Source organism: Burkholderia stabilis (genome assembly GCF_001742165.1).
Classification (GTDB): Bacteria; Pseudomonadota; Gammaproteobacteria; order Burkholderiales; family Burkholderiaceae; genus Burkholderia; species Burkholderia stabilis.
On sequence record NZ_CP016442.1, the window covers coordinates 2,204,535 to 2,230,871 of the forward strand.

At 68.6% G+C, this 26,337-nt stretch carries 22 protein-coding genes and 2 riboswitches; of the genes, 9 read left to right on the forward strand and 13 right to left on the reverse strand.

Translation table 11 applies throughout. The features are described from left to right. The first annotated feature begins 228 nt into the window (after nt 1-228). From eat to eutC, 3 genes are all read left to right on the forward strand, one after another. Nucleotides 229-1,641, forward strand: a complete 1,413-nt coding sequence (eat, locus tag BBJ41_RS10205; RefSeq protein ID WP_069746400.1) for an ethanolamine permease — start codon at nt 229-231, stop codon at nt 1,639-1,641. A gap of 101 nt (nt 1,642-1,742) precedes the next feature. Then, entirely contained in the window at nt 1,743-3,140 is a 1,398-nt protein-coding gene (locus BBJ41_RS10210) for an ethanolamine ammonia-lyase subunit EutB (protein WP_069747659.1), read from the forward strand. Next, nucleotides 3,137-3,937, forward strand: a complete 801-nt coding sequence (gene eutC / locus BBJ41_RS10215; RefSeq protein ID WP_069746401.1) for an ethanolamine ammonia-lyase subunit EutC — start codon at nt 3,137-3,139, stop codon at nt 3,935-3,937. Before BBJ41_RS10210 ends, eutC begins: the two co-directional genes overlap by 4 nt. Nucleotides 3,938-4,028: 91 nt before the next feature. Here eutC and BBJ41_RS40315 read toward each other — a convergent pair whose 3' ends face one another. Together BBJ41_RS40315 and BBJ41_RS10225 are read right to left on the reverse strand one after the other, a co-directional pair. Next, nucleotides 4,029-4,679: a hypothetical protein gene (locus tag BBJ41_RS40315; protein WP_156814766.1), complete on the reverse strand. Its 651-nt coding sequence runs from the start codon at nt 4,677-4,679 to the stop codon at nt 4,029-4,031. Nucleotides 4,680-4,736: 57 nt separating this feature from the next. Next, nucleotides 4,737-5,621: a LysR family transcriptional regulator gene (locus tag BBJ41_RS10225; RefSeq protein WP_069746403.1), complete on the reverse strand. Its 885-nt coding sequence runs from the start codon at nt 5,619-5,621 to the stop codon at nt 4,737-4,739. A gap of 146 nt (nt 5,622-5,767) precedes the next feature. Between BBJ41_RS10225 and BBJ41_RS10230 the strand changes: the two genes are divergently transcribed. Continuing rightward, nucleotides 5,768-7,357, forward strand: coding sequence for an MFS transporter (locus BBJ41_RS10230; protein WP_069747660.1), 1,590 nt, complete (start codon nt 5,768-5,770; stop codon nt 7,355-7,357). A 272-nt stretch (nt 7,358-7,629) separates the two neighbouring features. On the opposite strand, the gene BBJ41_RS10235 is transcribed toward BBJ41_RS10230, so the two are convergent. Then, nucleotides 7,630-8,058, reverse strand: coding sequence for a pyridoxamine 5'-phosphate oxidase family protein (locus tag BBJ41_RS10235; protein WP_069747661.1), 429 nt, complete (start codon nt 8,056-8,058; stop codon nt 7,630-7,632). 332 nt (nt 8,059-8,390) lie between these two features. On the opposite strand from BBJ41_RS10235, the gene exaC reads away from it, so the two are divergent. The 3 genes from exaC to BBJ41_RS10250 all read left to right on the forward strand — a co-directional run bounded on the left by exaC (nt 8,391) and on the right by BBJ41_RS10250 (nt 12,028). Further along, nucleotides 8,391-9,917: an acetaldehyde dehydrogenase ExaC gene (gene exaC / locus BBJ41_RS10240; RefSeq protein WP_069746404.1), complete on the forward strand. Its 1,527-nt coding sequence runs from the start codon at nt 8,391-8,393 to the stop codon at nt 9,915-9,917. 334 nt (nt 9,918-10,251) lie between these two features. Further along, nucleotides 10,252-10,794 carry a hypothetical protein gene (locus tag BBJ41_RS10245; RefSeq protein WP_069746405.1) on the forward strand — a complete coding sequence of 181 codons (543 nt, stop codon included), beginning with the start codon at nt 10,252-10,254 and terminating at the stop codon, nt 10,792-10,794. Between the two features lie 199 nt (nt 10,795-10,993). After that, entirely contained in the window at nt 10,994-12,028 is a 1,035-nt protein-coding gene (locus BBJ41_RS10250) for a helix-turn-helix domain-containing protein (RefSeq protein WP_069746406.1), read from the forward strand. A 64-nt stretch (nt 12,029-12,092) separates the two neighbouring features. On the opposite strand, the gene BBJ41_RS10255 is transcribed toward BBJ41_RS10250, so the two are convergent. Both BBJ41_RS10255 and BBJ41_RS10260 read right to left on the reverse strand, forming a co-directional pair. After that, nucleotides 12,093-13,193 (reverse strand): glycosyltransferase family protein, encoded by a 1,101-nt coding sequence (locus BBJ41_RS10255; protein ID WP_069746407.1) that lies wholly within the window; start codon nt 13,191-13,193, stop codon nt 12,093-12,095. After that, nucleotides 13,190-14,893: a thiamine pyrophosphate-binding protein gene (locus tag BBJ41_RS10260; RefSeq protein WP_069746408.1), complete on the reverse strand. Its 1,704-nt coding sequence runs from the start codon at nt 14,891-14,893 to the stop codon at nt 13,190-13,192. The genes BBJ41_RS10255 and BBJ41_RS10260 overlap by 4 nt, the downstream gene beginning before the upstream one ends. A 396-nt stretch (nt 14,894-15,289) precedes the next feature. Here BBJ41_RS10260 and vapB point away from each other — a divergent pair, with 396 nt between their 5' ends. Both vapB and BBJ41_RS10270 read left to right on the forward strand, forming a co-directional pair. After that, the gene (gene vapB / locus BBJ41_RS10265; protein WP_069746409.1) at nt 15,290-15,526 is read left to right on the forward strand and encodes a type II toxin-antitoxin system VapB family antitoxin; all 237 of its coding nucleotides are present in this window, start codon (nt 15,290-15,292) and stop codon (nt 15,524-15,526) included. Then, nucleotides 15,526-15,927 carry a type II toxin-antitoxin system VapC family toxin gene (locus BBJ41_RS10270; protein WP_069746410.1) on the forward strand — a complete coding sequence of 134 codons (402 nt, stop codon included), beginning with the start codon at nt 15,526-15,528 and terminating at the stop codon, nt 15,925-15,927. Before vapB ends, BBJ41_RS10270 begins: the two co-directional genes overlap by 1 nt. 67 nt (nt 15,928-15,994) lie before the next feature. On the opposite strand, the gene BBJ41_RS10275 is transcribed toward BBJ41_RS10270, so the two are convergent. The 8 genes from BBJ41_RS10275 to BBJ41_RS10310 form a co-directional block, all read right to left on the reverse strand. After that, on the reverse strand, nt 15,995-17,383 hold the full coding sequence (locus BBJ41_RS10275) for an L-serine ammonia-lyase (RefSeq protein WP_069746411.1): 1,389 nt from the start codon (nt 17,381-17,383) through the stop codon (nt 15,995-15,997). A 30-nt stretch (nt 17,384-17,413) separates the two neighbouring features. Continuing rightward, nucleotides 17,414-18,547, reverse strand: coding sequence for an alginate lyase family protein (locus tag BBJ41_RS10280; protein ID WP_069747662.1), 1,134 nt, complete (start codon nt 18,545-18,547; stop codon nt 17,414-17,416). Between the two features lie 151 nt (nt 18,548-18,698). After that, nucleotides 18,699-21,626 carry an aminomethyl-transferring glycine dehydrogenase gene (gene gcvP, locus BBJ41_RS10285; RefSeq protein WP_069746412.1) on the reverse strand — a complete coding sequence of 976 codons (2,928 nt, stop codon included), beginning with the start codon at nt 21,624-21,626 and terminating at the stop codon, nt 18,699-18,701. 62 nt (nt 21,627-21,688) lie between these two features. Further along, nucleotides 21,689-22,069, reverse strand: coding sequence for a glycine cleavage system protein GcvH (gene gcvH, locus BBJ41_RS10290; RefSeq protein WP_069746413.1), 381 nt, complete (start codon nt 22,067-22,069; stop codon nt 21,689-21,691). Nucleotides 22,070-22,187: 118 nt separating this feature from the next. Continuing rightward, nucleotides 22,188-23,306, reverse strand: coding sequence for a glycine cleavage system aminomethyltransferase GcvT (gene gcvT, locus BBJ41_RS10295; protein WP_069746414.1), 1,119 nt, complete (start codon nt 23,304-23,306; stop codon nt 22,188-22,190). Nucleotides 23,307-23,389: 83 nt separating this feature from the next. Continuing rightward, nucleotides 23,390-23,523, reverse strand: a riboswitch (glycine riboswitch). 32 nt (nt 23,524-23,555) lie between these two features. Then, nucleotides 23,556-23,660: riboswitch (glycine riboswitch) on the reverse strand. 113 nt (nt 23,661-23,773) lie between these two features. After that, complete coding sequence (locus BBJ41_RS10300; protein ID WP_069747663.1) at nt 23,774-24,136, reverse strand: hypothetical protein; 363 nt, start codon at nt 24,134-24,136, stop codon at nt 23,774-23,776. Nucleotides 24,137-24,303: 167 nt separating this feature from the next. Continuing rightward, nucleotides 24,304-25,356 carry an oxidoreductase gene (locus BBJ41_RS10305; RefSeq protein WP_069746415.1) on the reverse strand — a complete coding sequence of 351 codons (1,053 nt, stop codon included), beginning with the start codon at nt 25,354-25,356 and terminating at the stop codon, nt 24,304-24,306. A 243-nt stretch (nt 25,357-25,599) separates the two neighbouring features. Then, complete coding sequence (locus BBJ41_RS10310) at nt 25,600-26,286, reverse strand: SGNH/GDSL hydrolase family protein (protein ID WP_069746416.1); 687 nt, start codon at nt 26,284-26,286, stop codon at nt 25,600-25,602. Between the last annotated feature and the right edge of the window lie 51 nt (nt 26,287-26,337).

Sequence of the window (26,337 nt, forward strand, 5' to 3'; positions counted from 1 at the left end):
GCGTCGCCGCATGCGTGCGACCGCTGCGCCGGAGTCGGCAAAGGCCGCGCTCGCGTATCCGGTTCATCGCCGGCCGGCCTCGTCACCCGCTCCGCACCGGCGTTTCCGTCAGCGAAATGTCAGCCATGATCTTTGCCGAATTTCGATAACACGTCGTTTAATGACTCTCTAGCATCGATTCTCAGTCGCGCAGGCCGGCAGGCACGGCGCCTTTGAGGAGAAAGTCCGATGAAAGCAGAGTCGAATGGCCGGCCCGCCGCCGGCGCCAAGTCGTCCGGCCAGCCCGCGCTGCAGCAGACGCTCGGAACCTGGCAACTGTGGGGCATCGCGGTCGGCCTCGTGATTTCCGGCGAATACTTCGGCTGGAGCTACGGCTGGGCGAGCGCGGGCACGCTGGGCTTCGTCGTCACCGCGCTGTTCGTCGCGGCGATGTACACCACCTTCATTTTCAGTTTCACCGAGCTGACGACGTCGATCCCGCACGCGGGCGGCCCGTTCGCGTATGCGCGCCGCGCATTCGGCCCGACCGGCGGTTATCTCGCCGGCGCCGCGACGCTCGTCGAGTTCGTGTTCGCGCCGCCCGCGATCGCGCTCGCGATCGGCGCGTACCTGCACGTGCAGTTCCCCGGGCTCGAACCGAAGCACGCGGCGATGGGCGCGTATCTCGTGTTCATGGCGCTGAACATCGTCGGCGTGCAGATCGCCGCGACGTTCGAGCTGGTCGTCACGCTGCTCGCGATCTTCGAGCTGCTGGTGTTCATGGGCGTCGTGTCGCCGGGCTTCGCGTGGAGCAACTTCATGAAGGGCGGCTGGTCGGGCGCCGATCATTTCAGCGTCGGCGCCTTCCACGGGATGTTCGCGGCGATTCCGTTCGCGATCTGGTTCTTCCTCGCGATTGAAGGCGTCGCGATGGCCGCCGAGGAAGCGAAGAACCCGAAGCGCTCGATTCCGATCGCCTACGTGGCCGGGATCCTGACCCTCGTCGCGCTCGCGATCGGCGTGATGGTGTTCGCCGGCGGCGCGGGCGACTGGACCAAGCTCGCGAACATCAACGATCCGCTGCCGCAGGCGATGAAGTACATCGTCGGCGCGAACAGCGGCTGGATGCACATGCTCGTGTGGCTCGGCCTGTTCGGGCTCGTCGCGTCGTTCCACGGGATCATCCTCGGCTATTCGCGCCAGATCTTCGCGCTGGCCCGCGAAGGCTACCTGCCGGAGTGGCTCGGCAAGGTGCACCCGCGTTTCAAGACTCCGCATCGCGCGATCCTCGCGGGCGGCGTGGTCGGCATCGCGGCGATCTACAGCGACAAGCTGATCCAGTTCGGCGGGCAGACGCTGACCGCGAATATCGTGACGATGTCGGTGTTCGGTGCGATCGTGATGTATATCGTGAGCATGGCGTCGCTGTTCAAGCTGCGCCGCACGCAGCCGAACATGGCGCGACCGTTCCGCGCGCCGCTGTACCCGATCTTCCCGGCATTCGCGATTCTTGCGGCGCTCGTCTGTCTCGGTACGATGGTGTACTTCAACGGGCTGGTCGCGCTGGTGTTCCTGGGCTTTCTCGCGGTGGGCTACGCGTACTTCCTCGCGACCCGTTCGCAGCGCGAGAGCGCGCCCGGCGACGCGCTGCTGGAGGAGTGAGCATGACGAAGGTGAACGGCCGTTCGTGACGGCATCCGGCGCGCCCCGTCGAACGGGCGCGCCGTCGGCTTTTGGCAAGGATGGGCAAGGAGATTCGCACGATGTCCTACACGGAGACGATCGGTCCGCGCACGTACCGCTTCGCGGACCTGAAGACGCTGCTCGCGAAGGCGAGCCCGCTGCGTTCCGGCGACCAGCTCGCCGGCGTCGCGGCGGCGAGCGAGGAGGAGCGCGTCGCCGCGAAGATCGCGCTTGCGGGCGTGCCGCTGAAGGCGTTCCTGAACGAAGCGGTGATTCCGTACGAAGACGACGAGGTCACGCGCCTGATCGTCGACGATCACGACGCGCAGGCGTTCGCGGAAATCTCGCATCTCACCGTCGGCGATTTCCGCAACTGGCTGCTGTCGCCCGCGGCCGACGGCGCGGCGCTCGAACGGATCGCGCCGGGCCTCACGCCCGAGATGGTCGCGGCCGTGTCGAAGCTGATGCGCAACCAGGACCTGATCGCGGCCGCGCGCAAGCGCCGCGTGGTCACGCGCTTTCGCAACACGGTCGGGCTGGCCGGCCGGATGTCGGTGCGGCTGCAGCCGAACCATCCGACCGACGACGTGAAGGGCATCGCCGCATCGATGCTCGACGGGCTGATGTACGGCTGCGGCGACGCGATGATCGGCATCAACCCGGCGACCGACAGCCTGGCTGCGATCGTGAAGCTGCTCGCGATGATCGACGGCTTCCGCGAGCGCTACGGCGTGCCGACGCAGTCGTGCGTGCTCACGCACGTGACCAACACGATCGCGGCGGTCGAGAAGGGCGCGCCGGTCGATCTGGTGTTCCAGTCGATCGCGGGCACCGAGAAGGCGAACGCGAGTTTCGGCATCTCGCTCGCGCTGCTCGGCGAGGCGCGCGAGGCCGCGTTGTCGCTGAAGCGGGGTACCGTCGGCAACAACCTGATGTACTTCGAGACAGGCCAGGGCAGCGCGCTTTCCGCGAACGCGCATCACGGCGTCGACCAGCAGACCTGCGAAGTGCGCGCCTACGCGGTCGCGCGCAAGTTCGAGCCGTTCCTCGTGAACACGGTGGTCGGCTTCATCGGGCCCGAATACCTGTACGACGGCAAGCAGATCATCCGCGCGGGGCTCGAGGATCACTTCTGCGGGAAGCTGCTCGGCGTGCCGATGGGCTGCGACATCTGCTACACGAACCACGCGGAAGCCGACCAGGACGACATGGACACGCTGCTGACGCTGCTGGGCGCGGCCGGCATCAACTTCATCATGGGGATTCCGGGCGCGGACGACGTGATGCTGAACTACCAGAGCACGTCGTTTCACGACCAGCTCTACGTGCGCGAGGTGCTCGGCCTGCGCCGCGCGCCGGAGTTCGAGGAGTGGCTGGAGACGATGGAGATCGCCGACGCGCACGGCGCGCTGCGCGCCGCGACGTCGCGCGTGCCGCTGCTCGCGGGCGCGAACGACTGGATGGGGATTTCCGCATGAGCGACGCCGTCGAAAAGAATCCGTGGGCGCAGCTGAAGTCGTTCACGAACGCGCGGATCGCGCTCGGCCGCGCGGGCAACAGCCTGCCGACCGCGCCGCTGCTCGCGTTCAACCTGTCGCACGCGCAGGCGCGCGACGCCGTGCACCAGCCGCTCGACTCGGACGCGCTGCGGCGCGAGCTGGATGCGGCCGGCTTTGCGACGCTCGGCGTGCAGAGCGCGGCGCCCGATCGCCAGCACTACCTGCGCCGGCCCGATCTCGGCCGCAAGCTGTCCGACGACGGGCGCGCGCTGCTGGCCGGCCACGGCGCGGCGCTCGATGATGTGCCCGACGTCGTGTTCGTGGTCGGCGACGGGCTGTCGGCGTTCGCGGCCGCGAAGCAGGCGCTGCCGCTCTTGCAGGCGGTGCGCCCGAGGCTCGACGCGGACGGCTGGCGGATCGGCCCGGTGGTGGTCGCGACGCAGGCGCGCGTCGCGCTCGGCGACGAGATCGGCGAGCTGCTGCGCGCGAAGGTCGTCGCGATGCTGATCGGCGAACGGCCGGGGCTCAGTTCGCCGGACAGCCTCGGCGTGTACCTGACGTGGGCGCCGAAAGTCGGCTGCCACGACGCGCTGCGCAACTGCATCTCGAACGTGCGGCCCGAAGGGCTGCCGCATGCGGCGGCCGCGCACAAGCTGCATTACCTGATGACGCATGCGCGCCGGCTGCAGCTGACGGGCGTCGGGTTGAAGGACGACAGCGATGCGCTGCTGCCGCAGGCGGAAGCGGAGCGGATCGGGGCGGGGACTCAGTTGTAGATGACCAGGAATAGGCATCAGACAGGTCATACGGAGATCGGACATCGGTCTGATGGGCGGGGTGCATGAATACTGCCCATGAACCGGTGCTTCATATGTTTGCTGCGATTCGAGCGTCAAATTCTTGACCGAGTCTTGACATAGGGCCAAGTCGGCTAGATAGAAGATTTTGATACGTGATACTCACGTTAAACTCGGCGCAGATCTTCAGCTGTTCTATTAGTTTCGGGCGCTGAGGACCAGGAACATAGAGATGAATAATCTTGCGTCGATCTCGGTAGTAACTGGAATATGCGAGTACTTGCCCAAGAGCATGCTTCCATTTTACGAAGCTCTTTACTTCTATGACGGCCGTTGGGAGAAGCAAATCGACGTAGCCGACCGGAGTGTGAACTTCGGCTTGTCCGGCAGGGTTTCGTACAGACAATACGTCTCGCACCGCGCATTCAAGGCCACGGTCTTGCGGGACGTATTTGAGGTATCGCTCGGCAATTTCGGCTGTGGCGAAGTAGTAGCCATGCTTATGGCGTGTTTTGCTGTTTAAACCAACATCCTGAAGTTGCTTGAAATGCTTGACGAGCTGATCGCCAACTCGAATTTCCTGTGTCCCGTGAGAGAGAAGATCGAAGACGCCGCCTCGGCCAACTTGTCGGCCAGCGTACAGCCATCGCGAAGGATGAATCGTTAGAAGACCTTCCCGAGCTTTTTCCTCGTGCATGGCATATAGATCAATCATATTCACAACAATAATTCTCCGGGCTTCGCGAACACCTTGGGCTTCGAGTCACTGGTCATGCGGCTACCTGAACAGCCGCTCGCACAGAAAATCGACGAACACGCGCAGCTTCGGCGACAGCTGCCGGCTCGACGGCCACACGATCGAGAATTGCCCCGGCGCGATCCGGTAGTCGTCGAGCACGGTGACGAGCGTGCCGTGTTCGAGCGCGTCGCGCGCGAGGAAGTCGGGCATGTAGCCGATCCCCAGCCCCGCGAGCACCGCGCCGCGCAGCGCTTCCATGTTGTTGCAGGTCATCGCGGTGCGCAGCTTCAGCGGCGTGCCGTCGTCGGCCGCGAGTGCCCAGTCCTGCAGCTTGCCGGTGGTCGGGAAGCAGTAGCGCACGCACGCGTGCGCTTCGAGATCGTGCGGCTCGCGCGGCATGCCGGCCTGCGCGAGATACGCGGGCGTCGCGCACAGCACGAACGCGAACGGGCCGAGCCGCCGCGACATCAAACGCGAATCCGACAGCGGGCCGCTGCGGATCACCGCATCGAAACCGCCTTCGACGACATCGACCATCCGGTCGTTGAAATCGAGATCGAGCTCGACGTCCGGGTAGCGCTGCTGGAACTCGGGCAGCACGGGCAGCAGGAAGCGGTAGCCGATCACCGGCAGGCTTACGCGCAGCTTGCCGCGCGGGCGCTGAGCCGACGCGGTCACGGTCGCTTCCGCATCGCGAAAATCCTCGAGGATCCGCTGGCAGCGCTCGTAGAAATGCCGCCCTTCGTCGGTGAGCGTGACGCGCCGCGTCGTGCGGTTGAACAGGCGCACGCCGAGCGACTGTTCGAGCTTCGCGATCGTCTTGCCTACCGCCGACGCCGAAATGCCGAGCGCGCGGCCGGCCGAGACGAAGCTCAGCGCTTCGGCGGTGCGGACGAAGGCGACGATGCCGGTCAGGTTCTCCATCGAGGTCGGCCGAGATCCAGGGTGCGGTGAATTACGGAATTCTAGTCCGTTATATGCGGAACTTCGCGTGGTTTTTCGGGGATTGAATCGGATTTATCTTCTGTCGCTCATGTGGCGCATCCGCGCCGGCTTTTCGAGGAGCGATGATGGATCACCCGTTTTCAGCCGTATCAGCCGTTGCGGCGCGCCGGCGCGCGTGGGTGCTGGCCGCCGTCTGCCTGGCCGCCGTCGCGCTGCCGCTGTCGTTCTCGGGCGGCGCGGTCGCGACGCCGGCGATCGGCCGCGACCTGCACGGCGGCCCGGTCGCGATGAACTGGATCACCAACGCGTTCATGCTCGCGTTCGGCAGCTTCCTGATGGCGGCGGGCGCACTGGCCGACCAGTTTGGCCGCAAACGCGTGTTCGCGATCGGCGTCGGCGGTTTCACGCTGATGTCGGTCGCGCTCGCGTTCGCGCCGTCGATGCTCGCGGTCGACCTGCTGCGCGCCGCGCAAGGGCTCGCGGCGGCCGCGGCGCTCGCGGGCGGCACGGCGGCGCTCGCGCAGGAATTCGACGGCGCGGCGCGCACGCGCGCCTTCAGCCTGCTCGGCACGACCTTCGGCATCGGGCTTGCGTTCGGGCCCGTGCTCGCCGGCGGCCTGATCGGCCATTACGGCTGGCGCGCGATCTTCGTCACGAGCGCGGTGGCCGGCGTGCTGTCGCTCGCGTTCGGTCTGCCGCGCATGCACGAGTCGCGCGACCCGCACGCGAGCGGGCTCGACTGGCCGGGCACGGTCGCGTTCACCGCCGCGCTGACGCTGTTCACGTTCGGCGTGATCGAGGCGCCCGCGCGCGGCTGGTCGAACCCGCTCGTGATCGCGCTGCTGGCCGGCGCGGCGCTCGGCGCGCTCGCGTTCGTGATGATCGAGGCGCGCGTCGCGCGGCCGATGCTCGACCTGTCGCTGTTCCGCATCGCGCGTTTCGTCGGCGTGCAGGTGCTGCCGGTGTCGACCTGTTGCTGCTACATCGTGCTGCTCGTCGTGCTGCCGCTGCGCTTCATCGGCATCGACGGCTTCAGCGAGATCGACGCCGGCTGGCTGATGCTCGCGATTTCCGCGCCGATGCTGGTCGTGCCGCTCGTCGCGGCGACGCTTACGCGCTGGCTGTCGGCCGGCGTGATCTCGGGGCTCGGGCTGCTGGTCGCGGCGGCCGGGCTCGCGTGGCTGGGCGTCGCGCTGCGCGGCGGCGCGGGGCCGGCGGCGATCGCGCCGATGCTCGCGATCGGCGTCGGGGCCGGCATGCCGTGGGGGCTGATGGACGGGTTGTCGGTGAGCGTCGTGCCGAAGGAGCGCGCGGGAATGGCGACGGGGATCTTCAGCACGACGCGCGTGGCCGGCGAGGGGATCGCGCTCGCGATCGTCGGCGCGGTGCTCGCCGCGCTCGCGCAGACGGGGCTGCGGCAGGCAGCCGGCGCCGCTGGCGCGCCCGACGCGACGCTGCGCGCGGCCGCGCGGCTCGCGACCGGCGATCTCGCCGGCGCTGCGGCGGCGTTGCCGGGTGTCGGGCATGCAGCGTTGCTCGCGAGCTATACGCATGCGTTCGACCGGCTGCTGACCGGGCTGGCCGTCGTCACGGTGCTGTGCGCGGGCGTGGTGTTCGCGTTTCTCGGCGGGCGGCCGGCTGCTGCCGAGGAGAGCGGTGACGCGCCCGCGCGCAGCCGGATCGAACCGGCCTGTGCGGAGACGCATGGGCGTTGAGCGTTGCTTTGTGATGCCCGGGCGCTTCGGCGATGGCAGCCGAAGTGCCCGGGCATCACGGCATCACGGCATCACGGCATCACGGCATCACGGCATCACGGCATCACGGCATCACGGCATCACGGCATCACGGCATCACGGCATCACGGCATCACGGCATCACGGCATCACGGCATCACGGCATCACGCATCACGGCATCACGGCATCACGGCATCACGGCATCACGATCACCGCCTCACCCCACCCGTACGCCGACGATCCGCCAAACGCGTCACGCCAGCACAAGCGGCGGAAGCGCCGCATCCGCGCGCGCCTGCGCGTGCTCCACCGTCACCACCACATAGCGCCGCGCCTCGGGCCACAGGTGCGCGCGGCTTCCTGCATCCTCGTCGATCGTCGCGCGGCCCTGCACGAGCCACGTCGTCTGCCGCACGAAATCGACGAACAGCAGCGCGATGCCCGGGTTCACCAGCAGGTTGCCGATCGTGTTGAACAGGTTGTTGCCCGCGAAGTCGGGCAGCACGAGCGTATGTCGGTCGGGCATGTCGACGAGCTGCTCGAACGAGCCGTCGTCACGTGGCTGGCGGCCACGGTACGAACAATCGCTGTTGCCGGCCGCGTCGGCGGTCGCGACGATCAGGAACGCCTGCTCGCGGATGAACGCAACAGCGTCGTCGGTCAGGGGGCCCGGGTCGCTCATGGTGTCGGTCGGCGCGAACGCCGCTGCGTGTGGATGCGCGGTTCGCACGCAAGCGACATGCCACGCGCGGCGGCCCGCCTGCGCGGTGCCGCCGCGCACGCGGACTGTGGAAAATCCGAACACCGGCCGCGCCGCTGCGCAATTGCGGTGTTCAGAAACGGCACACCCGCCGTGCGTCGCGAATGAACACCGCACGGCACACGCCCGGCCGGCCGTTGCCGTCGTGCTTCCGTTACGTTCCGATTCCTGTTTGGCACGCATGTTGCGTTAATGCATCCGGCGCAGTCCAACCGGCGCTGTACTCACACAAGCACGATGAACAGGAGACATGTATGAACCCGTTTGACCTGAAGCAACTGGGCCTCGACGTCGAATACCCGTACCGTCAGCAATACGACAACTACATCGGCGGCAAGTGGGTCGCACCGGTGAAGGGCGAGTATTTCGAGAACGTGTCGCCGATCAACGGCCAGCCGTTCTGCCGCGTGCCGCGCTCGGGCGCAGACGATATCGAGCTTGCGCTCGACGCCGCGCATGCCGCGCGCCGCAAGTGGGGCAAGACGTCCGTGGCCGAGCGCGCGAACCTGCTGCTCGCCGCCGCCGAGCGGATGGAAAAGAACCTGAAGCTGCTCGCCGTGGCCGAGACGATCGACAACGGCAAGCCGCTGCGTGAAACGATGGCGGCCGACCTGCCGCTCGCAGTCGACCACTTCCGCTACTTCGCCGGCTGCATCCGCGCGCAGGAGGGCGGCATCTCCGAAATCGACGACAACACCGTCGCGTACCACTTCCACGAGCCGCTCGGCGTCGTCGGCCAGATCATCCCGTGGAACTTCCCGCTGCTGATGGCCGCGTGGAAGCTCGCGCCGGCGCTCGCGGCCGGCTGCTGCGTCGTGATGAAACCGGCCGAGCAGACGCCCGCGTCGGTGCTCGTGCTGATGGAGCTGATCGGCGACCTGTTCCCGCCCGGCACGATCAACATCGTGAACGGCTTCGGCAAGGAAGCGGGCGAAGCGCTCGCGACCAGCAAGCGGATCGCGAAGATCGCATTCACCGGCTCGACGCCGGTCGGCAAGCACATCCTGCGCGCGGCGGCCGACAGCCTGATCCCGTCGACGGTCGAACTGGGCGGCAAGAGCCCGAACATCTTCTTCGCGGACGTGCTCGACCAGGACGACGCATTCCTCGACAAGGCGCTCGAAGGGCTCGCGATGTTCGCGCTGAACCAGGGCGAAGTGTGCACGTGCCCGTCGCGCATCCTGATCCAGGAATCGATCTACGAGCGCTTCATCGAGAAGGCCGTCGCGCGCGTAGAGCGCATCAAGTCGGGCCACCCGCTCGACCTGCAGACGATGATCGGCGCGCAGGCGTCGCAGCAGCAGCTCGACAAGATCCTGTCGTACATCGACATCGGCCGCGGCGAAGGCGCGCAATGCCTGACGGGCGGCGAGCGCACGGCGCCGGTCGCCGAACTCGGCACGGGCTACTACGTGAAGCCGACGATGCTGCTCGGCAACAACAAGATGCGCGTGTTCCAGGAAGAGATCTTCGGGCCGGTCGCGTCGGTGATGACGTTCAAGGACGAGGCGGACGCGATCGAACTCGCGAACGACACGTTCTACGGGCTCGGCGCGGGCGTGTGGACGCGCAACGGCACGCGCGCGTACCGGATGGGCCGCGAGGTCGAGGCTGGCCGCGTGTGGACCAACTGCTACCACCTGTACCCGGCGCACGCGGCGTTCGGCGGCTACAAGCAGTCGGGGATCGGTCGCGAGACGCACAAGATGGCGCTGTCGAACTATCAGCAGACGAAGTGCCTGCTGGTCAGCTACCAGGCCGAGGCGCTCGGGTTCTTCTGATCCGGTCGTCGATGCAGTGGGGGCGGAGTGCCGGCGCTGGCCGGTCGGCGGAGCAGTGCCGGCCGGTGCGGTTGCCGATATTCGGCGGCGGCGCGCGTGGCGTGCGGGTTGCGTTGAACGTCTGACGGCCGGTCGAAGCCTGGCCGATCTGTCAGACGGCGCACACGCGGGTGCGACGTGCCGACGGTCGGCCATCCGGTCAGCCGGCGCTTCGCCCGTTTTGATTTCGACATCCGGCGCGGGCCGCGTATCGTCACGCCCGGCGCCGGAAACGATACCGGCAGCCGTACGTTCGCGGCCGCACGGTGCGCCAATGCGCGTAACAAGAACCAGCATGGCAGAACTGCCCCGATCCTTTCCGCGCCACCCCGTTTTTCACGCGGGCGAGCTCGACGCGCATCACCGTTTCGGCGTCGCCGACGAAGCCGAGCGGATGAGCGACGTGGTGACGACGCGCCTGAGCATCGGCGTTCGGCAATTCGTCGAATCGCAGCCGTTCATGTTCATCGGCACGGCGTGCGGCTCACGCGCACCCGTGACCTGCGACATCGTGCAGAGCCTGCGGGACGCGGACGGCGACCTGTTGCCCGTCGTGCGCGTGATCGACACGAAGACGCTGCGTTTCGCGTTGCCCGCATACGGCGATGGCGGCCGGATCGATGCGGCGGCGTGCGACGGTGGCGGGGTCGGCCTGCTGTTCGTCGATTTCGTGCGCGGCATGCGCTACCGGATCAACGGGCGTGCGACGCTGCGCGCCGATCTGCCGGAAGCTGACGCGGCGCCCTGGGCGGTCGGTACAGCGATCGTCGAGCTGGCGGTCGCGCAGGCGTACGGCAATTGCGGCACGCGGGTCGTGCGGCTGCGGCCGGCCGGGTAGCTGGTGGCGGCGCATGCGCGGTCGTCGCGCGTATCGCACCGGCGCGCACCGGCGGCGTGCGCGGCGCGCCGCGTCCGGGTGCGCCCGTATGGCGCGCGGCGGCCGGTCAGCGTGGAATGACGGGCTTGTCGCCGGGCCGCGCGGTTCGGCACGGGATTTGCGTGATGAGCGCGGTTCCGGGCAGGTGAGGGAGAACACGATGGATCAACACGTGGCGTGCAGCGAAGAACCGACCGCCGAAGACACGCGGCGCAATGCGCAGGGCGACGACGCGCCGGCCGGGCAGGCCGTCGTCAGCGTCGCGCACGATGCGGACGAGCAGGCGCGCAACCTGGTCGGCTGGCGGCAAACCTACGACCAGCTCGCGGCCGGCCGTTTCGTCGGCACGCTGACCGAGCTGCCGCTCGACACCATGAAACTGTTTCGCGAATCGACGAGCCACTTGCTGCGCCAGGCGTGCGAGGTGCGCGGCGATGCGTACTGGTTCGGCATCCCGCTCGTGTGCGACGGCACGGCGCGCGTCGACGCGTGCCACATCGGGCCCGGCGCGCTCGCGTTCCGGCCCGGCAACGTGGAATTCGAACTGCTGACGCCCGCGCAGTTCTCGATTTACGGCGTCGTCGTGCGCGGCGACGTGCTGCGCCGTTATGCGGAGGAAGTCGAGCGCCGCGCGCTCGACGAGCAATTGTTCACGCAACGCGTGATGCAGGTCGGCGATGCGCGGCTCGCGCGCCTGTGCGCGCTGCTCGGCAGCCGGCTCGACGGCGCGGTGGCCGTGGCCGGGCCGCTGCCCGATGCGCAGCGCGACGAGCTGCAGGCCGAGGTGCTGGCTGCGCTGTTCGACGCATGCGCACAACCGACCGACGACGGCGCGGGCCGTGCGCCGTCGACGCGCCGCTGGATCGTCGAACAGGCGCGCGACTATGTGCTCGCGCATCGCACGCGCCCGGTCGGCGTGCCGGAGCTGTGCGAGCAGCTTCACGTGAGCCGGCGCACATTGCAGTACTGCTTCCAGGACGTGCTCGGGATGGCGCCCGCGACCTACCTGCGCACGTTGCGGTTGAACGGCGCGCGGCGCGACCTGTGCGGCCGTGCGGCCGGTTCGGTGCAGGATGTCGCCGAGGCGTGGGGTTTCTGGCATCTCAGCCAGTTCGCGACCGATTACCGGCGGCTGTTCGGCAAGCGGCCGTCGGAAACGCTGCGCGAACGCGCGGTGATGGTCGCGGCGGGGTGAGCAGGGCGGCGGGGGGCCGCCGCCGCGCTTTCGGCGGCTCACTCGGCGGCTGTGTTCGGTTTCGCTATCCGGCCGTCGCAGTCGTCGCCACTTCGCGCGGCGCGGGCCACGCGAGCGCGTCCCAGTCGATTTTCCGGTAAGCGGCTTCGATCGCCGCGAGATCGTCCGGCCGCTCGCTGCGGTGCAGCCCGTGCAATTCGGGCGGCACGTCGAGTGCGACCGGCACGCAATGCGGATAGTCGCGCACGCGCAGCGCCGGCCCGATCGTCGTGAAGCACGCGAGCGTCGGCACGTCAAAACCGTCGGCGAGATGCAGCGCGGCCGTGTCGGGCGCGAACAGCACGCTGGCGCCCTTGATCCATGCGATGAACCGCGCGGTATCGGTCGCGTCGGCGCTCACGTCGACATAGGCCGGATGCGCGATGGGGCCGAACCCGGCCACCGGCAGCCCGTAGCGTTGCACGAGTCGATCCACGAGCGTCGCGCGCAGCGCGGGCGGCACGCTGCGCACCGCGGTGCTGGCATTCGGGCAGAACAGCACGTACGGCCGCTGCCATTCGGCCGGCAGCGCGGGCAGCGGCAGCCGCGCGAGCCAGCGGTTGCGCTTCGCGGCGGCCGGCACGGCGGCCGGGTCGGCGCCGAGCGCGTCGAGGAAGAAATCGATCATCGGCAGCCGCGCGAACGCGGGCCAGTACAGGTGATTGCCGACGTCGATGCACGGCGCATCCGCAGGCAGCGTGCCGGCGGCGCACGGCAGCGCGCGCGACGGCGCGACGACGTCGGCCGCGAGCGCATACAGCGCGTCGACATAGCGTGGCGCGCGGGCCGGCCGGTACAGCGTGAAGCGCAGGCCCGCGTGCGCGGCGCGCAGCGCGGCGAGCGCGGTCAACCCGATCACCGAATCGCCGAGCGTGACGCCCATGCCGTTGACCACGTGCACGTGCCGCGCGCGGTCGTAGTCGAGCCGGAACGGCTGGTTCGCGGCGTGCAGCAGGCCGAGCGCGGCGGCGGCCGGCACGTGGCCGACCGCGCGGGTATCGCCGTGCTCGATGTCGTAAGGCGCGACGAGCGTGCCGTCTGGCGCGAGCAGCGTGCCGGGCAGCACGAGCGCGTCGTCGGGCGACAGCGCGACGACGGCCGGCGCGGCGTGCGTGTCCACCGTCATCCGCCGCGTGCGCGGCGGCCCTGCTCGCGGATCTGTTCGAGCGTCGCGGCCGGCGTGCTGGCGTCCTGCGGAATGCGGATCTCGATCAGCGCGGGCAGCCCGCAGGTCAGCGCGCGTTCGAGCGCGGGCGCGAAATCGGCGGTGCGCTCGACCGTCTCGCCGTGCGCGCCGAACGCGCGCGCATACGCGGCGAAATCGGGGTTCGTGAGCCCCGTGCCGTGTACGCGCCCCGGATAGTTGCGCTCCTGATGCATGCGGATCGTGCCGAAATGCCCGTTGTTGACGACGATCGCGACGATGTTCAGCCCGTACTGCATCGCGGTGGCCAGCTCGTTGCCGGCCATCATGAAGCAGCCGTCGCCGGCGAGCGCGACGACGGTCCGCGACGGATACAGCGACTTCGCGGCGAGCGCGGCCGGAATCCCGTAGCCCATCGCGCCGCTCGTCGGCGCGAGCTGCGAGCGAAAGTGCCGGTATGCAAAGTGGCGATGCAGCCAGATCGCGTAGTTGCCGGCGCCGTTGGTCAGGATCGCGTCATGCGGCAGGCGTTCGCGCAACTGCACCATCACGTCGCCGAGCTGCACGTCGCCGGGCATCGGCAGCGGTGCGTGCCATTCGCGGTACGCGCGATGCGCGTCGTCGGCCGTACCGGCCCACGCGGGCTTTGCCGGCGGTTCGAGCGCGGCGAGCGGCGCGGCGATCTCGGGCATCCCCGACACGATCGGCAGGTCGGCCGCATATACGCGGCCGAGTTCGTCCGCGCCCTGGTGCACGTGGATCAGCGTCTGGCGTGTTTTCGGGATGTCGAGCAGCGTGTAGCCGCCGGTGGTTGCTTCGCCGAGGCGCGGCCCGATCACGAGCAGCAGGTCGGCGTCGCGGATGCGCTTCGCGAGCGCGGGGTTGATCCCGAGTCCGACGTCGCCCGCGTAGTTCGGGTGCGCGTTGTCGATCGTGTCCTGGTAGCGGAACGCGCACGCGACCGGCAGTTGCCAGCGCTCGACGAAGGTGCGCAGGTTCGCGCAGGCCTCGGGCGTCCAGCCGCTGCCGCCGACGATCGCGACCGGCCGTTCCGCGCGCGCGAGCCGCTCGCGCAGCTCGTCGATCTGCGCGGCCGACGGCGCGGCCGCGACGCGTTTTGCGGCCGGCACGACCGGCTGCGGCGCGCACGCTTCGGACAGCACGTCTTCCGGCAACGCGAGCACGACGGGGCCGGGCCGGCCGGACGTCGCGACGTGGAACGCATGGCTCAGGTATTCGGGGATGCGGCGCGGATCGTCGATCTGCGCGACCCATTTGGCCATCTGGCCGAACATCCGGCGGTAATCGATTTCCTGGAAGGCTTCGCGGTCGAGGTGCTCGCGCGCGCACTGGCCGACGAACAGGATCATCGGCGTCGAATCCTGGAACGCGGTGTGCACGCCGATCGACGCATGCGTCGCGCCGGGCCCGCGCGTGACGAACGCGATGCCGGGACGGCCGGTCAGCTTGCCGACGGCCTCGGCCATGTTCGCGGCGGCCGCCTCGTGGCGGCACACGACCGTCTGGATGCGCGCGGTATCGTCCGCCAGCGCATCGAGTACGGCGAGGAAGCTCTCGCCCGGCACGCAGAACACGCGTTCGACGTGATTGGCGAGCAACGCATCGACGAGCAGTCGCGCACCGGTGGCGGTGCGCGGCTCGAGATCCTTGGAATGCGACATGGGCTGCCGTCTCCCTGGGTAGCGGGACGTACAGCTTACGCCCGTTGGCAGGGCGGTGAAAAGTGTCGGAACACGGAGTGGTTCGGGTGGCGAGCCTTCGATGCGCGTCGGGTTCGGCTGGCCGAATGGACGACTGGTGCGTGAGCGCCTGACGGGGGAAAGTGGAGGCTGCAGATATCGTGCGGCCAGGACGCACCGCTACCGCGTTCAAGCCGGTGGTGAGCCTTGCGGAGCTACGTGTGCGCGTGTCGCATACGACCGCTGGCGCAGCGGATATCTTCGGCATATCGCGTGCCGCCCCCCATGCCCGCATCGGAGTCGTGTACACACATGGATTTACATTGCATCGGAAACCCCCTAAAGTACATCCTTCGTACATCCGCATGGGAGATCGACATGCATACCACGAGGGTATTTCGGAACGGCAACTCTCAGGCCGTACGGATTCCGGCAGACCTTGCCTACGAGCGCAGCGATATCGAGCTCGAAATTGAACGGATCGGCGACGAAATCCGGATTCGGCCGGCGCGACGGCCGTTGACCGGCGTGCTCGAGAAGTTCGCGAAATTCGGGCCGGATTTCATGGCCGAAGGGCGTGGCGACCACGAGCAGGCTGACCGCGAGGGGTTGTGATGCCGCGCTACATGCTCGACACCAACATGTGCATCTACCTGATGAAGCATCAGCCGGAACAGGTCGCAAGACGATTTGCGCAGTGCTACACGGGGGACGTCGTGATGTCGGCGATTACCTATGCCGAGCTCGAATACGGCGTGACCGTGTGCGCGAATCCCGCCAGGGAGCGCGGCAATCTTGCCGCGCTGATCGAGGATATTCCGGTTGCGCCGTTCGACGCGCCGGCCGCGCAAGCGTACGGCCCTGTCCGCGCAGCGACCCGCGAGCGGAAGAAGGATCATCTCGACAAACTGATCGCGGCTCATGCGGTGTCGCTCGACGTCGTTCTCGTGACCAACAACGAGCGGGATTTTGCGAGCTACCCGGGGGTGCGGCTGGAGAACTGGCTGAACGACTAGCGCGCCCGGCCATGTGCGACGGCAATGCAGGGTATCGATTCGCCCCGCATTGCCGTCGAAAGCCGCATCAGCACTCGACGATATTGACCGCCAGCCCGCCGCGCGACGTTTCCTTGTACTTCGTCTTCATGTCGGCACCGGTCTCGCGCATCGTCTTGATCACCGAGTCGAGCGACACGTAGTGCGAGCCGTCGCCGCGCAGCGCCATGCGCGCCGCATTGACGGCCTTCACCGACGCCATCGCGTTGCGCTCGATGCACGGGATCTGCACCATCCCGCCGACCGGATCGCAGGTGAGGCCGAGGTTGTGCTCCATACCGATCTCGGCTGCATTCTCGACCTGGCGCGGCGTGCCGCCGAGCACGGCCGCGAGCGCGCCGGCCGCCATCGAGCAGGCGACGCCCACTTCACCCTGGCAGCCGACTTCCGCGCCCGAAATCGACGCGTTGAGCTTGTAAAGAATGCCGATCGCGGCGGCCGTCAGCAGGAAGTCGATCACACCCTGCTCGTTCGCGCCGGGCGTGAAGCGCGTGTAGTAGTGCAGCACGGCCGGGATGATGCCGGCCGCGCCGTTGGTCGGCGCGGTGACGACACGGCCGCCGGCTGCGTTCTCCTCGTTGACCGCGATCGCGTAGAGGTTGATCCAGTCGATCATCGACAGCGGGTCCTGCAGCGCGCGCTCCGGGCTTCCCGTCAGCGTGCGGTACAACTGCGGCGCGCGGCGCTTGACCTGGAACGGGCCGGGCAGGTTGCCGTCGGCATCCGGGTTGCCGATCCCGCAGCCGCGCGACACGCACGACTGCATCACGGCCCAGATCTTCAGCAGCCCGTCGCGCGTTTGCTCCTCGGTGTGCCACGCGCGCTCGTTTTCCCACATCAGCTGCGCGATCGACTTGCCGGTCGATTCGGTCAGCGCGAGCAGCTCCGCGCCGGTGCGGAACGGGTGCGTCATCTGCTCGGCCGCGCTCAGCACCTTCGTGTTCGGCGCGCCGGCCGTCACGACGAAGCCGCCGCCGACCGACAGGTACGTGCGCTCGACCAGCACCGCGCCGTTCGCGTCGGTCGCGCGCAGCTTCATGCCGTTCGGGTGCTCGGGCAGCGCCTGGCGGTAGAACGCGATGTTCTCCTTCAGCACGAACGGCACCGGGTGCGTGCCGAGCAGCGCGAGCTTCTTCGACTTGCGGACGTCCTCGAGCCGCACGTCGACGGTTTCGGGATCGACGGTGTCGGGCGCGTCGCCGAGCAGGCCGAGCATCACGCCGCGGTCGGTGCCGTGGCCCTTGCCGGTTGCGCCGAGCGAGCCGTACAGCTCGACCTTCACGTTGGCCGTCGCGTCGAGCTGCCCGTCGCGCTCGAGGCCCTGGACGAACATCAGCGCGGCGCGCATCGGTCCGACCGTATGCGAACTGGACGGACCAATGCCGATCTTGAAGAGGTCAAACACGCTGACTGCCATTTCGATACCTGCCTTGCTTTAAGAGTAGTGCTAGCGCGCCTGTAATGGCAGGCACGCGGCGAGCCATGCGGGCGGCGTTGGGGAAAGCTGCTGCGCGACGCGGGCATAGCGCCCGTCGAGCCGCGCGGCCAGATGAAAGAGTTCGGTGGCGTTTTTCGGGTCCCACTGCCCCGTGTAACCCGGCAAGCCGGCCTCGCGGCGCTTCGCGTCGAACGGCACCGGCGAATTCACGAATTCCTCGTGCGTTTTCTCGCCGAGCGCATACGGCACGAGCCAGTCGAGCGCGGCCGCGAGCGTCGCGCCGTTCGCGCCGCGCTCGCGCAGCCAGTTGCGGTTGAAGCGGCGCGCGGCGAGCGCGGCCGTCACCAGCGGCTGCAGGTCGTAGACCGCGTAATGCAGCGCATCGCGCTCCTCGAAGTCCCACGTCTTGCCGTCCGGGCCGATGTTGTCGGCCAGATGCTCGACGAACAGCCGCTGCGCGGCGTTCATCATCTTGCGGTCGCCGAGCGTGAACGCGGACAGCGCGATCAGCTTGATCCGGTGGCTCTGCCAGTTGTTGCGCCACGTGCCGGTGAGCGGGCGCTTCTGCGCGTCGATCTGCGCGACATACCCGGCGCCGAGCTTCGCGATGAAGGCGGCCGTCGCGTTGCGGGTCTTCACCGGCAGCGCGCTTGCCGTCATGTCGTACGCGACGATCAGGCTCTCGAAGCGCGTCTCGTCGATCGGGTTGAAACTCGGCTGATAGGTCGCGACCCACGCGGACAGGAAACGGTCGACGAGCTGCAGGTAGCGCGGCGCGTTCGTCACGCGCCAGGCGAGCGCCGCGTCGCGCATCAGGTCCATGTCCTTCAGCGCGGCCGCGCTCTGGTCGTAGATGCCCTCGTGCGGCAGCGTGCCTTCGGTGTGCACGCGCGGCATCGCCTTCGGTTGCTCGCCGATGCGCGCGTCGACGCTGCGGATCAGCGCCTGCACGCCCGGTTCGGCCTGCGTCGTCTCGCTCGCCTGCAAGGCCGGCGCCGCGCAGAAATTCATCGCGGCGCGCGCGCTGCCTGCCGCGCCGAGACCGGCGGCGAACGACAGCGACGCGACGAGCATCGGCACGAACCGGCGCGCGCGCGGCTGCCTCTGCGCTGCACCATGGCCCGGAAACATCGGACGCACCATGCGGAACTCCTTCATTGGCTGGATCGCGTGTGATGTTAGCCGGATTGGCGAACGAACGTGAACCGGTTCGAGCGGCGAACGAAAAAACCGCACGCAACACGGGGTTGCGTGCGGTGTGGTCACCATCGGACGGCTCCGGGCCTGGCGCGCGTTATGCGTATTCCGACATCGGCACGCACGAGCAGAACAGGTTGCGGTCGCCGTAGGCGTTGTCCGCACGGCCGACCGGCGGCCAGTACTTGTTCGTGCCGAGCGACGCGACCGGGTACGCAGCCTGCTCGCGCGAGTAAGCGTGCGGCCATTCGTTCGCGGTGACGACGGCCGCCGTGTGCGGCGCGTGACGCAGCGGGTTGTCCTCGCGATCGGCGCGGCCCTCCTCGACCGCGCGGATTTCCTCGCGGATCGCGATCATCGCGGCGATGAAGCGGTCGAGTTCTTCCTGCGATTCCGATTCGGTCGGCTCGACCATCAGCGTGCCCGGCACCGGGAAGCTCATCGTCGGCGCGTGAAAGCCGTAGTCCATCAGGCGCTTCGCGACGTCGTCGACGCTGATGCCGCTCGATTCCTTGATCGGACGCAGGTCGAGAATGCACTCGTGCGCGACCAGTCCGCCCGGGCCCGAATACAGCACCGGGTAGTGCGGCGCGAGGCGCTTCGCGATGTAGTTCGCGTTGAGGATCGCGGTTTCCGTTGCGGCGGTCAGGTTCTTCGCGCCCATCATCGCGATGTACATCCACGAGATCGGCAGGATCGACGCCGAGCCGTACGGGGCGGCCGACACCGCGCCGATGCCGTTTTCGTCGCGCGAGTAGCCGGTCGAACGCTGGTTCGGCAGGAACTTCGCGAGGTGCGCGCCGACCGCGACCGGGCCGACGCCCGGGCCGCCGCCGCCGTGCGGGATGCAGAAGGTCTTGTGCAGGTTCAGGTGCGACACGTCGCCGCCGAACTGGCCCGGCGCGGTGAGGCCGACCATCGCGTTCATGTTCGCGCCGTCGACGTACACCTGGCCGCCGTGCGCATGGACGATCTCGCAGATCTCGCGGACGTTCTGCTCGAACACGCCGTGCGTCGACGGATACGTGATCATGATCGCCGCGAGGTCCTTCGAATGCTCTTCCGCCTTCGCCTTCAGGTCGGCGATGTCGACGTTGCCCTGCGCGTCGCAGGCGACGACCACGACCTTCATGCCGGCCATGTGCGCGGATGCCGGGTTCGTGCCGTGCGCGGACGCCGGGATCAGGCACACGTCGCGGTGGGCTTCGCCGCGCGATGCGTGGTACGCGTGGATGATCAGCAGGCCCGCGTACTCGCCTTGCGAGCCCGCGTTCGGCTGCAGCGACACGGCTGCGTAGCCGGTGGCCGCGACGAGCATCTGCTCGAGCTGGTCGATCATCTCGCGATAGCCGACGGTCTGGTCGGCCGGCGCGAACGGGTGGATGCCGCCGAATTCGGGCCACGTGACGGGCAGCATTTCCGACGTCGCGTTCAGCTTCATCGTGCACGAGCCGAGCGGGATCATCGAGCGGTCGAGCGCGAGATCCTTGTCCGACAGGCTGCGCAGGTAGCGCAACATTTCGGTTTCGGAATGATGGCGGTTGAACACGTGGTGCGTCAGGTACGCGCTCGTGCGCTCGAGGCCGGCCGGCAGCGCGGCGACGCCGCCGAGGCCTGCGTCCAGCGCGTCGACGCCCGGCGCGGTGCCGCCCGCGGCTTGCGCGAACACGGCGAGGAGATCGGCGAGGTCGTCGCGCGTCGTCGTTTCGTCGACCGACACGCCGACTTGCGTGCCGCTCACGCGGCGCAGGTTGACGCGCTTCGCCTTCGCGAATTCGTGAACCTGTGCGGTGCGCGAGCCGGTGTCGATCGTCAGCGTGTCGAAGAACGTGTCGTTGACGGTCGTGAAGCCGAGCTGCTTCACGCCGGCGGCGAGCAGCGCCGCGATGCGGTTCACGCGCAGCGCGATCGTCTTCAGGCCGTGCGGGCCGTGGTAGACCGCGTACATGCTGGCCATGATCGCGAGCAGCGCCTGCGCGGTACACACGTTCGACGTGGCTTTCTCGCGGCGGATGTGCTGCTCACGCGTCTGCAGCGCGAGGCGCAGCGCGGGCTTGCCCTGCGCGTCGACGGTCACGCCGACGAGGCGGCCCGGCATCTGGCGCTTGAATTCGTCGCGCACCGCGAGGTACGCGGCGTGCGGGCCGCCGAAGCCCATCGGCACGCCGAAGCGCTGCGTGTTGCCGATCGCGACGTCCGCGCCCCATTCGCCGGGCGGCGTCAGCACGGTCAGCGCGAGCAGGTCGGCCGCGACGACCACATGGCCGCCGGCCGCGTGGATCGCTTCGGTGAGCGCGCGGTAGTCGCGCACGTCGCCGTTCACGCCCGGGTATTGCAGCAGCACGCCGAATGCGTTCGCCTGCGCGGCGTCGGCGGCCGGGCCCGTCTTGACCTCGATGCCGACCGGCAGCGCGCGCGTGCGGATCACTTCGAGCGTTTGCGGCAGCACGTCGTCGGCGACGTAGAACACGTTCGACGTCGGCTTGCCGGTACGTTGCAGCAGCGTCATCGCTTCGGCCGCGGCGGTGGCCTCGTCGAGCAGCGACGCGTTCGAGATCGCGAGGCCCGTGAGGTCGGCGACCATCTGCTGGAAATTCAGGAGCGCCTCGAGGCGGCCCTGGGAAATTTCAGGCTGGTATGGCGTGTAGGCCGTGTACCACGCCGGGTTTTCGAGCACGTTGCGCAGGATCACGGCCGGCGTGTGCGTGTCGTGGTAACCCTGACCGATATACGAGCGGAACACCTGGTTCTTGTCCGCGAGAACACGCAGCGCGGCGAGGGCTTCGGCCTCGCTCTTCGGCTGCGCGAACGGGCCGAGCGGCAGCGTTTCGGCGCGGCGGATCGAGGCCGGGATCACGGCGTCCATCAGGGCGGCGCGCGACGCAAAGCCGAGCGTGTCGAGCATGGCCTGCTGGCTGGCGGCGTCGGGGCCGATGTGGCGTTCGGCGAACGCGTCGTGCGTTTCGAGCGCGGCGAGCGAGAGGGGCGTGCGGTTCATCAGGCGGTCCGGGTGTTCGAGCTTCATGGCGTGACTCTGGTCCCGCGCGGGCGGCTGGCGGCCGGCCCCGCGCGGTTCGGGTAAGGAAATTAGTCGATCAGCTTGGTGTAGGCGGCTGCGTCGATCAGCTTGTCGGTCGATGCGCCGGCCGCGAGCTTGATCTTGAACAACCACACGCCGTACGCGTCGCTGTTCACTTCTTCCGGCGTGTCGACGGCTTCTTCATTGATCGCGACGATCTCGCCGGACACCGGCGAGTAGATGTCGGATGCTGCCTTCACCGATTCGACGACACCGACGGCGTCGCCTTCCTTCACCGACTTGCCGACTGCCGGCAGCTCGAGGAAGACGATGTCGCCGAGCGTGCTCTGCGCGTGATCGGTGATGCCGACCGTCAGCGTGCCGTCTGCCTCGGTGCGGATCCACTCGTGTTCGTCGGTGTATTTCAGATCGGCCGGGACGTTGCTCATCGGATGCTCCTGGATAAAAAGGTGTAATTCGTTTTTGCTGGCGCGCCGCCGGGGCGCGCCGGGGTGGGTTGCGCCGGGCGCCATCTCCCGGCTTCCCGGGAGGCGGGCCCCCCGGCCGTTACGCAGCGAGGACCTTGCCGTTGCGCACGAACGGCAGTTTTACCACGCGCGCGGGAAGATTCTTGTCTCGAATTTGCACATGGATCGTGTCGCCGATCTGGACGGCCGCCGGCACGCGCGCGAACGCGATCGATTCCTGCATCGACGGCGAGAACGTGCCGCTCGTGATCTCGCCTTCGCCGTGCGGCGTGACGACCTTCTGGTGCGCGCGCAGCACGCCGCCCGCCTTGCCGTTTTCCTTCTGCAGGATCAGGCCGACGAATGCGGCGCGCGTGCCGTCGCGCTCCAGCGCGGCGCGGCCGACGAAGTCGCGCGGCGCGGCGAGGTCGACCGTCCACGCGAGGCCCGCGTCGAGCGGGGAGACGGTGTCGTCCATGTCCTGGCCGTACAGGTTCATGCCGGCCTCGAGGCGCAGCGTGTCGCGCGCGCCGAGCCCGCACGGGCGCACGCCGTTTTGCTGCAGTGCAGCCCACAGCGCTTCGACGTGCGCGGCCGGGACGATCACTTCGAAGCCGTCTTCACCGGTGTAGCCGGTGCGCGCGATGGTGAGATCGCCGAACGGCGTGCCGGCGACCTGTGCGGCGTTGAACGGCTTCAGCTCGCTCGTCGCGGCGCGTGCGGCGGGCACGGTCGTCCAGGCTTTTTCGCGGGCGTTCGGGCCCTGCACGGCGACGATCGCGAAATCGCGGCGCGGCGCGATCGTGAGGCCGTAGCCGCCTTGTTCGTTGAGCTGGTTGAACCACGCGATGTCTTTCTCGGCGGTGCCGGCGTTGACGACGACGCGGAAGAAGTCTTCGGTGAAGTAGTAGACGATCAGGTCGTCGATGACGCCGCCCTGCGGGTTGAGCAGGCACGAGTAGAGCGCCTTGCCGGGCGTCTTGAGCTTGCCGACGTTGTTCGCGATCGCGTGCTCGAAGAATGCGCGCACGCGGCTGCCGGTGAAATCGACGACGCACATGTGCGACACGTCGAACATGCCGGCGTCGGTGCGCACGGCTTCGTGTTCTTCGATCTGCGAGCCGTAGTTGACGGGCATGTCCCAGCCGCCGAAGTCGACCATGCGGGCATTGAGCGCGCGGTGCGCGGCGTTGAGCGGGGTGTGATTCAGTGCAGTCATCGAGGCCTCAGGCAAGGCGCTTGCGCGCGGATCAGAACGGCCATGTGCCGACCGCCGCGGCCGATGCCTGCGAGCGATCCGGTACATGCCCCTCTGTCCTCGATACCTGAGAGATTGCGCCGCGGGCAAAGCCCGGCGAACGCGCGCCCCTTCGGTGGGCAGCTTGCCCGCGCAGCATGTGCGCAGCGGGCTACTGCCGCTCTCCAGAGTGCGGGGAGTGCGGCCCGCGCAATGCGCGGACGGGATTCCCCGACGCGGTCGGTCCTTTTGCCTGAGAGTTTGCGGGTGTGCCCCTTCGGCGGCGCGACCGGCGTTGCTAGCTACGCCGGTCACACGCTCTCCCGACGCGTGCGGGCGACTGTACGCGAGCAGGTGGGCATTGTCAATTTGAGTAAAAGAATGTCGCTTCGCGACAAGCGGCGGCAGCCGGTGCCGCCGCTTTTTCCGCTCCGGCGGGCGCCGGCGCGTTACTCGCCGATCGCGCGCGCGGCCGTGTCGAGTTCCTGGTTCAGCACGCGCTGCTCGTCGCCGGACAGGCCGCCGCTGTGCTGCGCCGACATGTCGTTCGCTTCCTGACGGATCACGTCGAGGCGGTGGTGCAGCTGCGCGCCGTACGGCGGCGGGTAGTAGCCGCCGTTCACGCGCGCATCGATACGGCGGTGCAGGTTGTCGATCCGGCCCTGGATCTGCTGCATGCGCTCGTTCGCGACGACCTGCGGATTCGGCCGCGGCGGGGGGGCCGGACGGACCGGCTGCGGCGGCTGCACGATACAGGCCGCGAGCGAGGAAACCAGGACGCAGCATGCTGCCGCGCGAATCAACCGTTGCATCAACATTCTCCAGACGGATTGGTGTCGGATCGACTTTTTTGAGAAACGCATCAGACTAGCCTGACGCTGACTTTCGTTCCCCCGACAGTTGTAACCGAATGTTCTCGTCAGCTTCGGCGTACGCGCTGCGGCCGGCCGAGGCCGGCGGCAATCGGCGGCAAACGGCGTCAGACCGTGCGGCGCACGAACGGCAGCCGGCGGCCGTCGTGCTCGCTCTGCGCGGCGAGCTCGATGATCGTCATCACGTCGACGGCGTCCTGCGCGGTGACCGGGAACGGCGCGCCGTCGCGGATCGATGCGGTGAGTGCGCGGTAGAACTCCGCGTACTGGCCGTCGAGCGTCGGCACCGGGCGCTCGACCTCGACTTCGCCGTCGAGCACGCGCAGCAGGCCGGGCGGGTTGCCGCCGCCGAACTCGACGTCGTCCGCGGTGAGGCCGGCCTTGAGCTGGTCTTCCTGCGTGTCGAGCCCGAACTTCTGATAGCTGCCGCGCGTGCCGTGCAGCGTGAAGCGCGCGGGCTCGATCGCCGACAGTGCACTCGCATGCAGCGCGACGTCCTTGTCCGGATAGCCGAGCAGCAGGTGCACGAAGTCGGGCGCCGTGCCGTGGTCGCGGCGTGTCTTGACGGTCGCGCTCACCGTTTCCGGCAGGCCGAACAGTGCGATCGCCTGGTCGATCAGGTGCGGGCCGAGGTCGAGCAGCAGGCCGCCGCCGCGCGCCGGTTCTTCGCGCCAGCGCGTGCGCGGCGTCGGCCGGAAGCGGTCGAAGTGCGATGCGAAATAGGTGAGCCGGCCGAGTTCGCCCGATTCGACGACACGGCGCACGGTGAGGAAGTCGCCGTCCCAGCGGCGGTTGTGGAACGGCGCGAACAGGCGGCTGCGCGCATTCGCGAGCCGCGCGAGCGCGAGCGCCTCGTCGGCGGTGAGCGTGACGGGCTTGTCGACGACCACGTGACGACCGGCTTCGAGCACCTGGCGCGCGAGCGTGAAGTGCGTGTCGTTCGGCGTGGCGATCACCACGCATTCGATGTCGTCGAGGCCGAGCAGCGTGTCGAGGTCGGGGACGACGCGTGCGCCCGGATACGCGGCTTGCGCGCGATCGGGCTGGCCCGTCGCGATCGCGGCGACTTCAGTACGGCCGCTCGTGGCGATCACCGGCGCGTGGAACGTCGCGCCGGCGAAACCGAAACCCATCAAACCAACCCTGAGCAATGACGACATGGCAATCCCTGGCTGCGAAGGAAATTTATAGGATGGCGCGCCGGGGCGGCGCGAAGACGACCGGCTATTTTGGCATGACGCCGACGCGCTTACCGGCCCGTTGGGCGAAACGCACGACGAGAGGGGGCGCGTGCGCAAGCGAAGCCGGCATTTTGCGCGGGCTCGCACTCCGCACGTGCCTGGCTGCGTGCCTGACGTTTCCGTGAGCGGCCGGCGCGCGGCCGCGACCACCGCCGCACCACGTCATGCGGCCGCCCGCCGCCGCAATACGGCAGCCGCGACTTGCCGCGCCCACACGGCGCATGCGGCTTCGCCGGGATGGAAACCGTCCTCGGCCATCAGGTGGCGCTCGAGCGGCAGCGCGACGCGCAGGAACGTGCAGTGCGGCTGCATCCCGGCCCAGCCGGCGAGCGCCGTGTTGAGCCGCTTCGCGCGCAGCCCGAGATACCACGCGAGCGGTTGCGGCAGCGCCGGAAAGCGCTCCATCGGCGGCACTGCCGACAGGATCACGTGCCGGACCTGGAAGCGCGCGGCGAGCAGCCGGACGAGCTCGGCCTGCGCCGCCTGCCAGCGCGCCGGCGGCACGCCGCCCGTCACGTCGTTGACGCCGAGCGACGTCACGGCCACGTCGAACGGCGCGGCGGGTTCGACGGCGAGCCAGTCGACGAGCTCCTGCGTGGTCAGGCCCGTGCGCGCGAGCAGCTTCCAGCTGACACGATGCGTGGCCGCCAGCGCGCTCGCCAGTTGCCCGGACAGCGCGTCGCGCTGCGTCGCGACGCCGACGACCAGCACGCGCAGCGGCGGGCCGTCGCCGGCGACGCCGTCGCGCGGGCCGGCTGCTTCGGGCAGCCGCGGCGTGACGCGCCGCACGTAGCGCCCCTGTGCGAACAGCAGCGGGCCGAGGGCGGCGGTGGCGAACGGGTATCCCATGATGTCGATCCGGTGGCGGTTGTGGGCTGGCGCAGCGCGGCGCCAGGGTGT

What these genes read in the sequence shown, in the direction of transcription:
- eat (WP_069746400.1), top strand. Translation starts at nt 229, where the DNA reads ATGAAAGCAGAGTCGAATGGCCGGCCCGCCGCCGGCGCCAAGTCGTCC.
- BBJ41_RS10210 (WP_069747659.1), top strand. Translation starts at nt 1,743, where the DNA reads ATGTCCTACACGGAGACGATCGGTCCGCGCACGTACCGCTTCGCGGAC.
- eutC (WP_069746401.1), top strand. Translation starts at nt 3,137, where the DNA reads ATGAGCGACGCCGTCGAAAAGAATCCGTGGGCGCAGCTGAAGTCGTTC.
- BBJ41_RS10225 (WP_069746403.1), bottom strand. Translation starts at nt 5,621, where the DNA reads ATGGAGAACCTGACCGGCATCGTCGCCTTCGTCCGCACCGCCGAAGCG.
- BBJ41_RS10230 (WP_069747660.1), top strand. Translation starts at nt 5,768, where the DNA reads ATGGATCACCCGTTTTCAGCCGTATCAGCCGTTGCGGCGCGCCGGCGC.
- BBJ41_RS10235 (WP_069747661.1), bottom strand. Translation starts at nt 8,058, where the DNA reads ATGAGCGACCCGGGCCCCCTGACCGACGACGCTGTTGCGTTCATCCGC.
- exaC (WP_069746404.1), top strand. Translation starts at nt 8,391, where the DNA reads ATGAACCCGTTTGACCTGAAGCAACTGGGCCTCGACGTCGAATACCCG.
- BBJ41_RS10245 (WP_069746405.1), top strand. Translation starts at nt 10,252, where the DNA reads ATGGCAGAACTGCCCCGATCCTTTCCGCGCCACCCCGTTTTTCACGCG.
- BBJ41_RS10250 (WP_069746406.1), top strand. Translation starts at nt 10,994, where the DNA reads ATGGATCAACACGTGGCGTGCAGCGAAGAACCGACCGCCGAAGACACG.
- BBJ41_RS10255 (WP_069746407.1), bottom strand. Translation starts at nt 13,193, where the DNA reads ATGACGGTGGACACGCACGCCGCGCCGGCCGTCGTCGCGCTGTCGCCC.
- BBJ41_RS10260 (WP_069746408.1), bottom strand. Translation starts at nt 14,893, where the DNA reads ATGTCGCATTCCAAGGATCTCGAGCCGCGCACCGCCACCGGTGCGCGA.
- vapB (WP_069746409.1), top strand. Translation starts at nt 15,290, where the DNA reads ATGCATACCACGAGGGTATTTCGGAACGGCAACTCTCAGGCCGTACGG.
- BBJ41_RS10270 (WP_069746410.1), top strand. Translation starts at nt 15,526, where the DNA reads ATGCCGCGCTACATGCTCGACACCAACATGTGCATCTACCTGATGAAG.
- BBJ41_RS10275 (WP_069746411.1), bottom strand. Translation starts at nt 17,383, where the DNA reads ATGGCAGTCAGCGTGTTTGACCTCTTCAAGATCGGCATTGGTCCGTCC.
- BBJ41_RS10280 (WP_069747662.1), bottom strand. Translation starts at nt 18,547, where the DNA reads ATGGTGCGTCCGATGTTTCCGGGCCATGGTGCAGCGCAGAGGCAGCCG.
- gcvP (WP_069746412.1), bottom strand. Translation starts at nt 21,626, where the DNA reads ATGAAGCTCGAACACCCGGACCGCCTGATGAACCGCACGCCCCTCTCG.
- gcvH (WP_069746413.1), bottom strand. Translation starts at nt 22,069, where the DNA reads ATGAGCAACGTCCCGGCCGATCTGAAATACACCGACGAACACGAGTGG.
- gcvT (WP_069746414.1), bottom strand. Translation starts at nt 23,306, where the DNA reads ATGACTGCACTGAATCACACCCCGCTCAACGCCGCGCACCGCGCGCTC.
- BBJ41_RS10300 (WP_069747663.1), bottom strand. Translation starts at nt 24,136, where the DNA reads ATGCAACGGTTGATTCGCGCGGCAGCATGCTGCGTCCTGGTTTCCTCG.
- BBJ41_RS10305 (WP_069746415.1), bottom strand. Translation starts at nt 25,356, where the DNA reads ATGTCGTCATTGCTCAGGGTTGGTTTGATGGGTTTCGGTTTCGCCGGC.
- BBJ41_RS10310 (WP_069746416.1), bottom strand. Translation starts at nt 26,286, where the DNA reads ATGGGATACCCGTTCGCCACCGCCGCCCTCGGCCCGCTGCTGTTCGCA.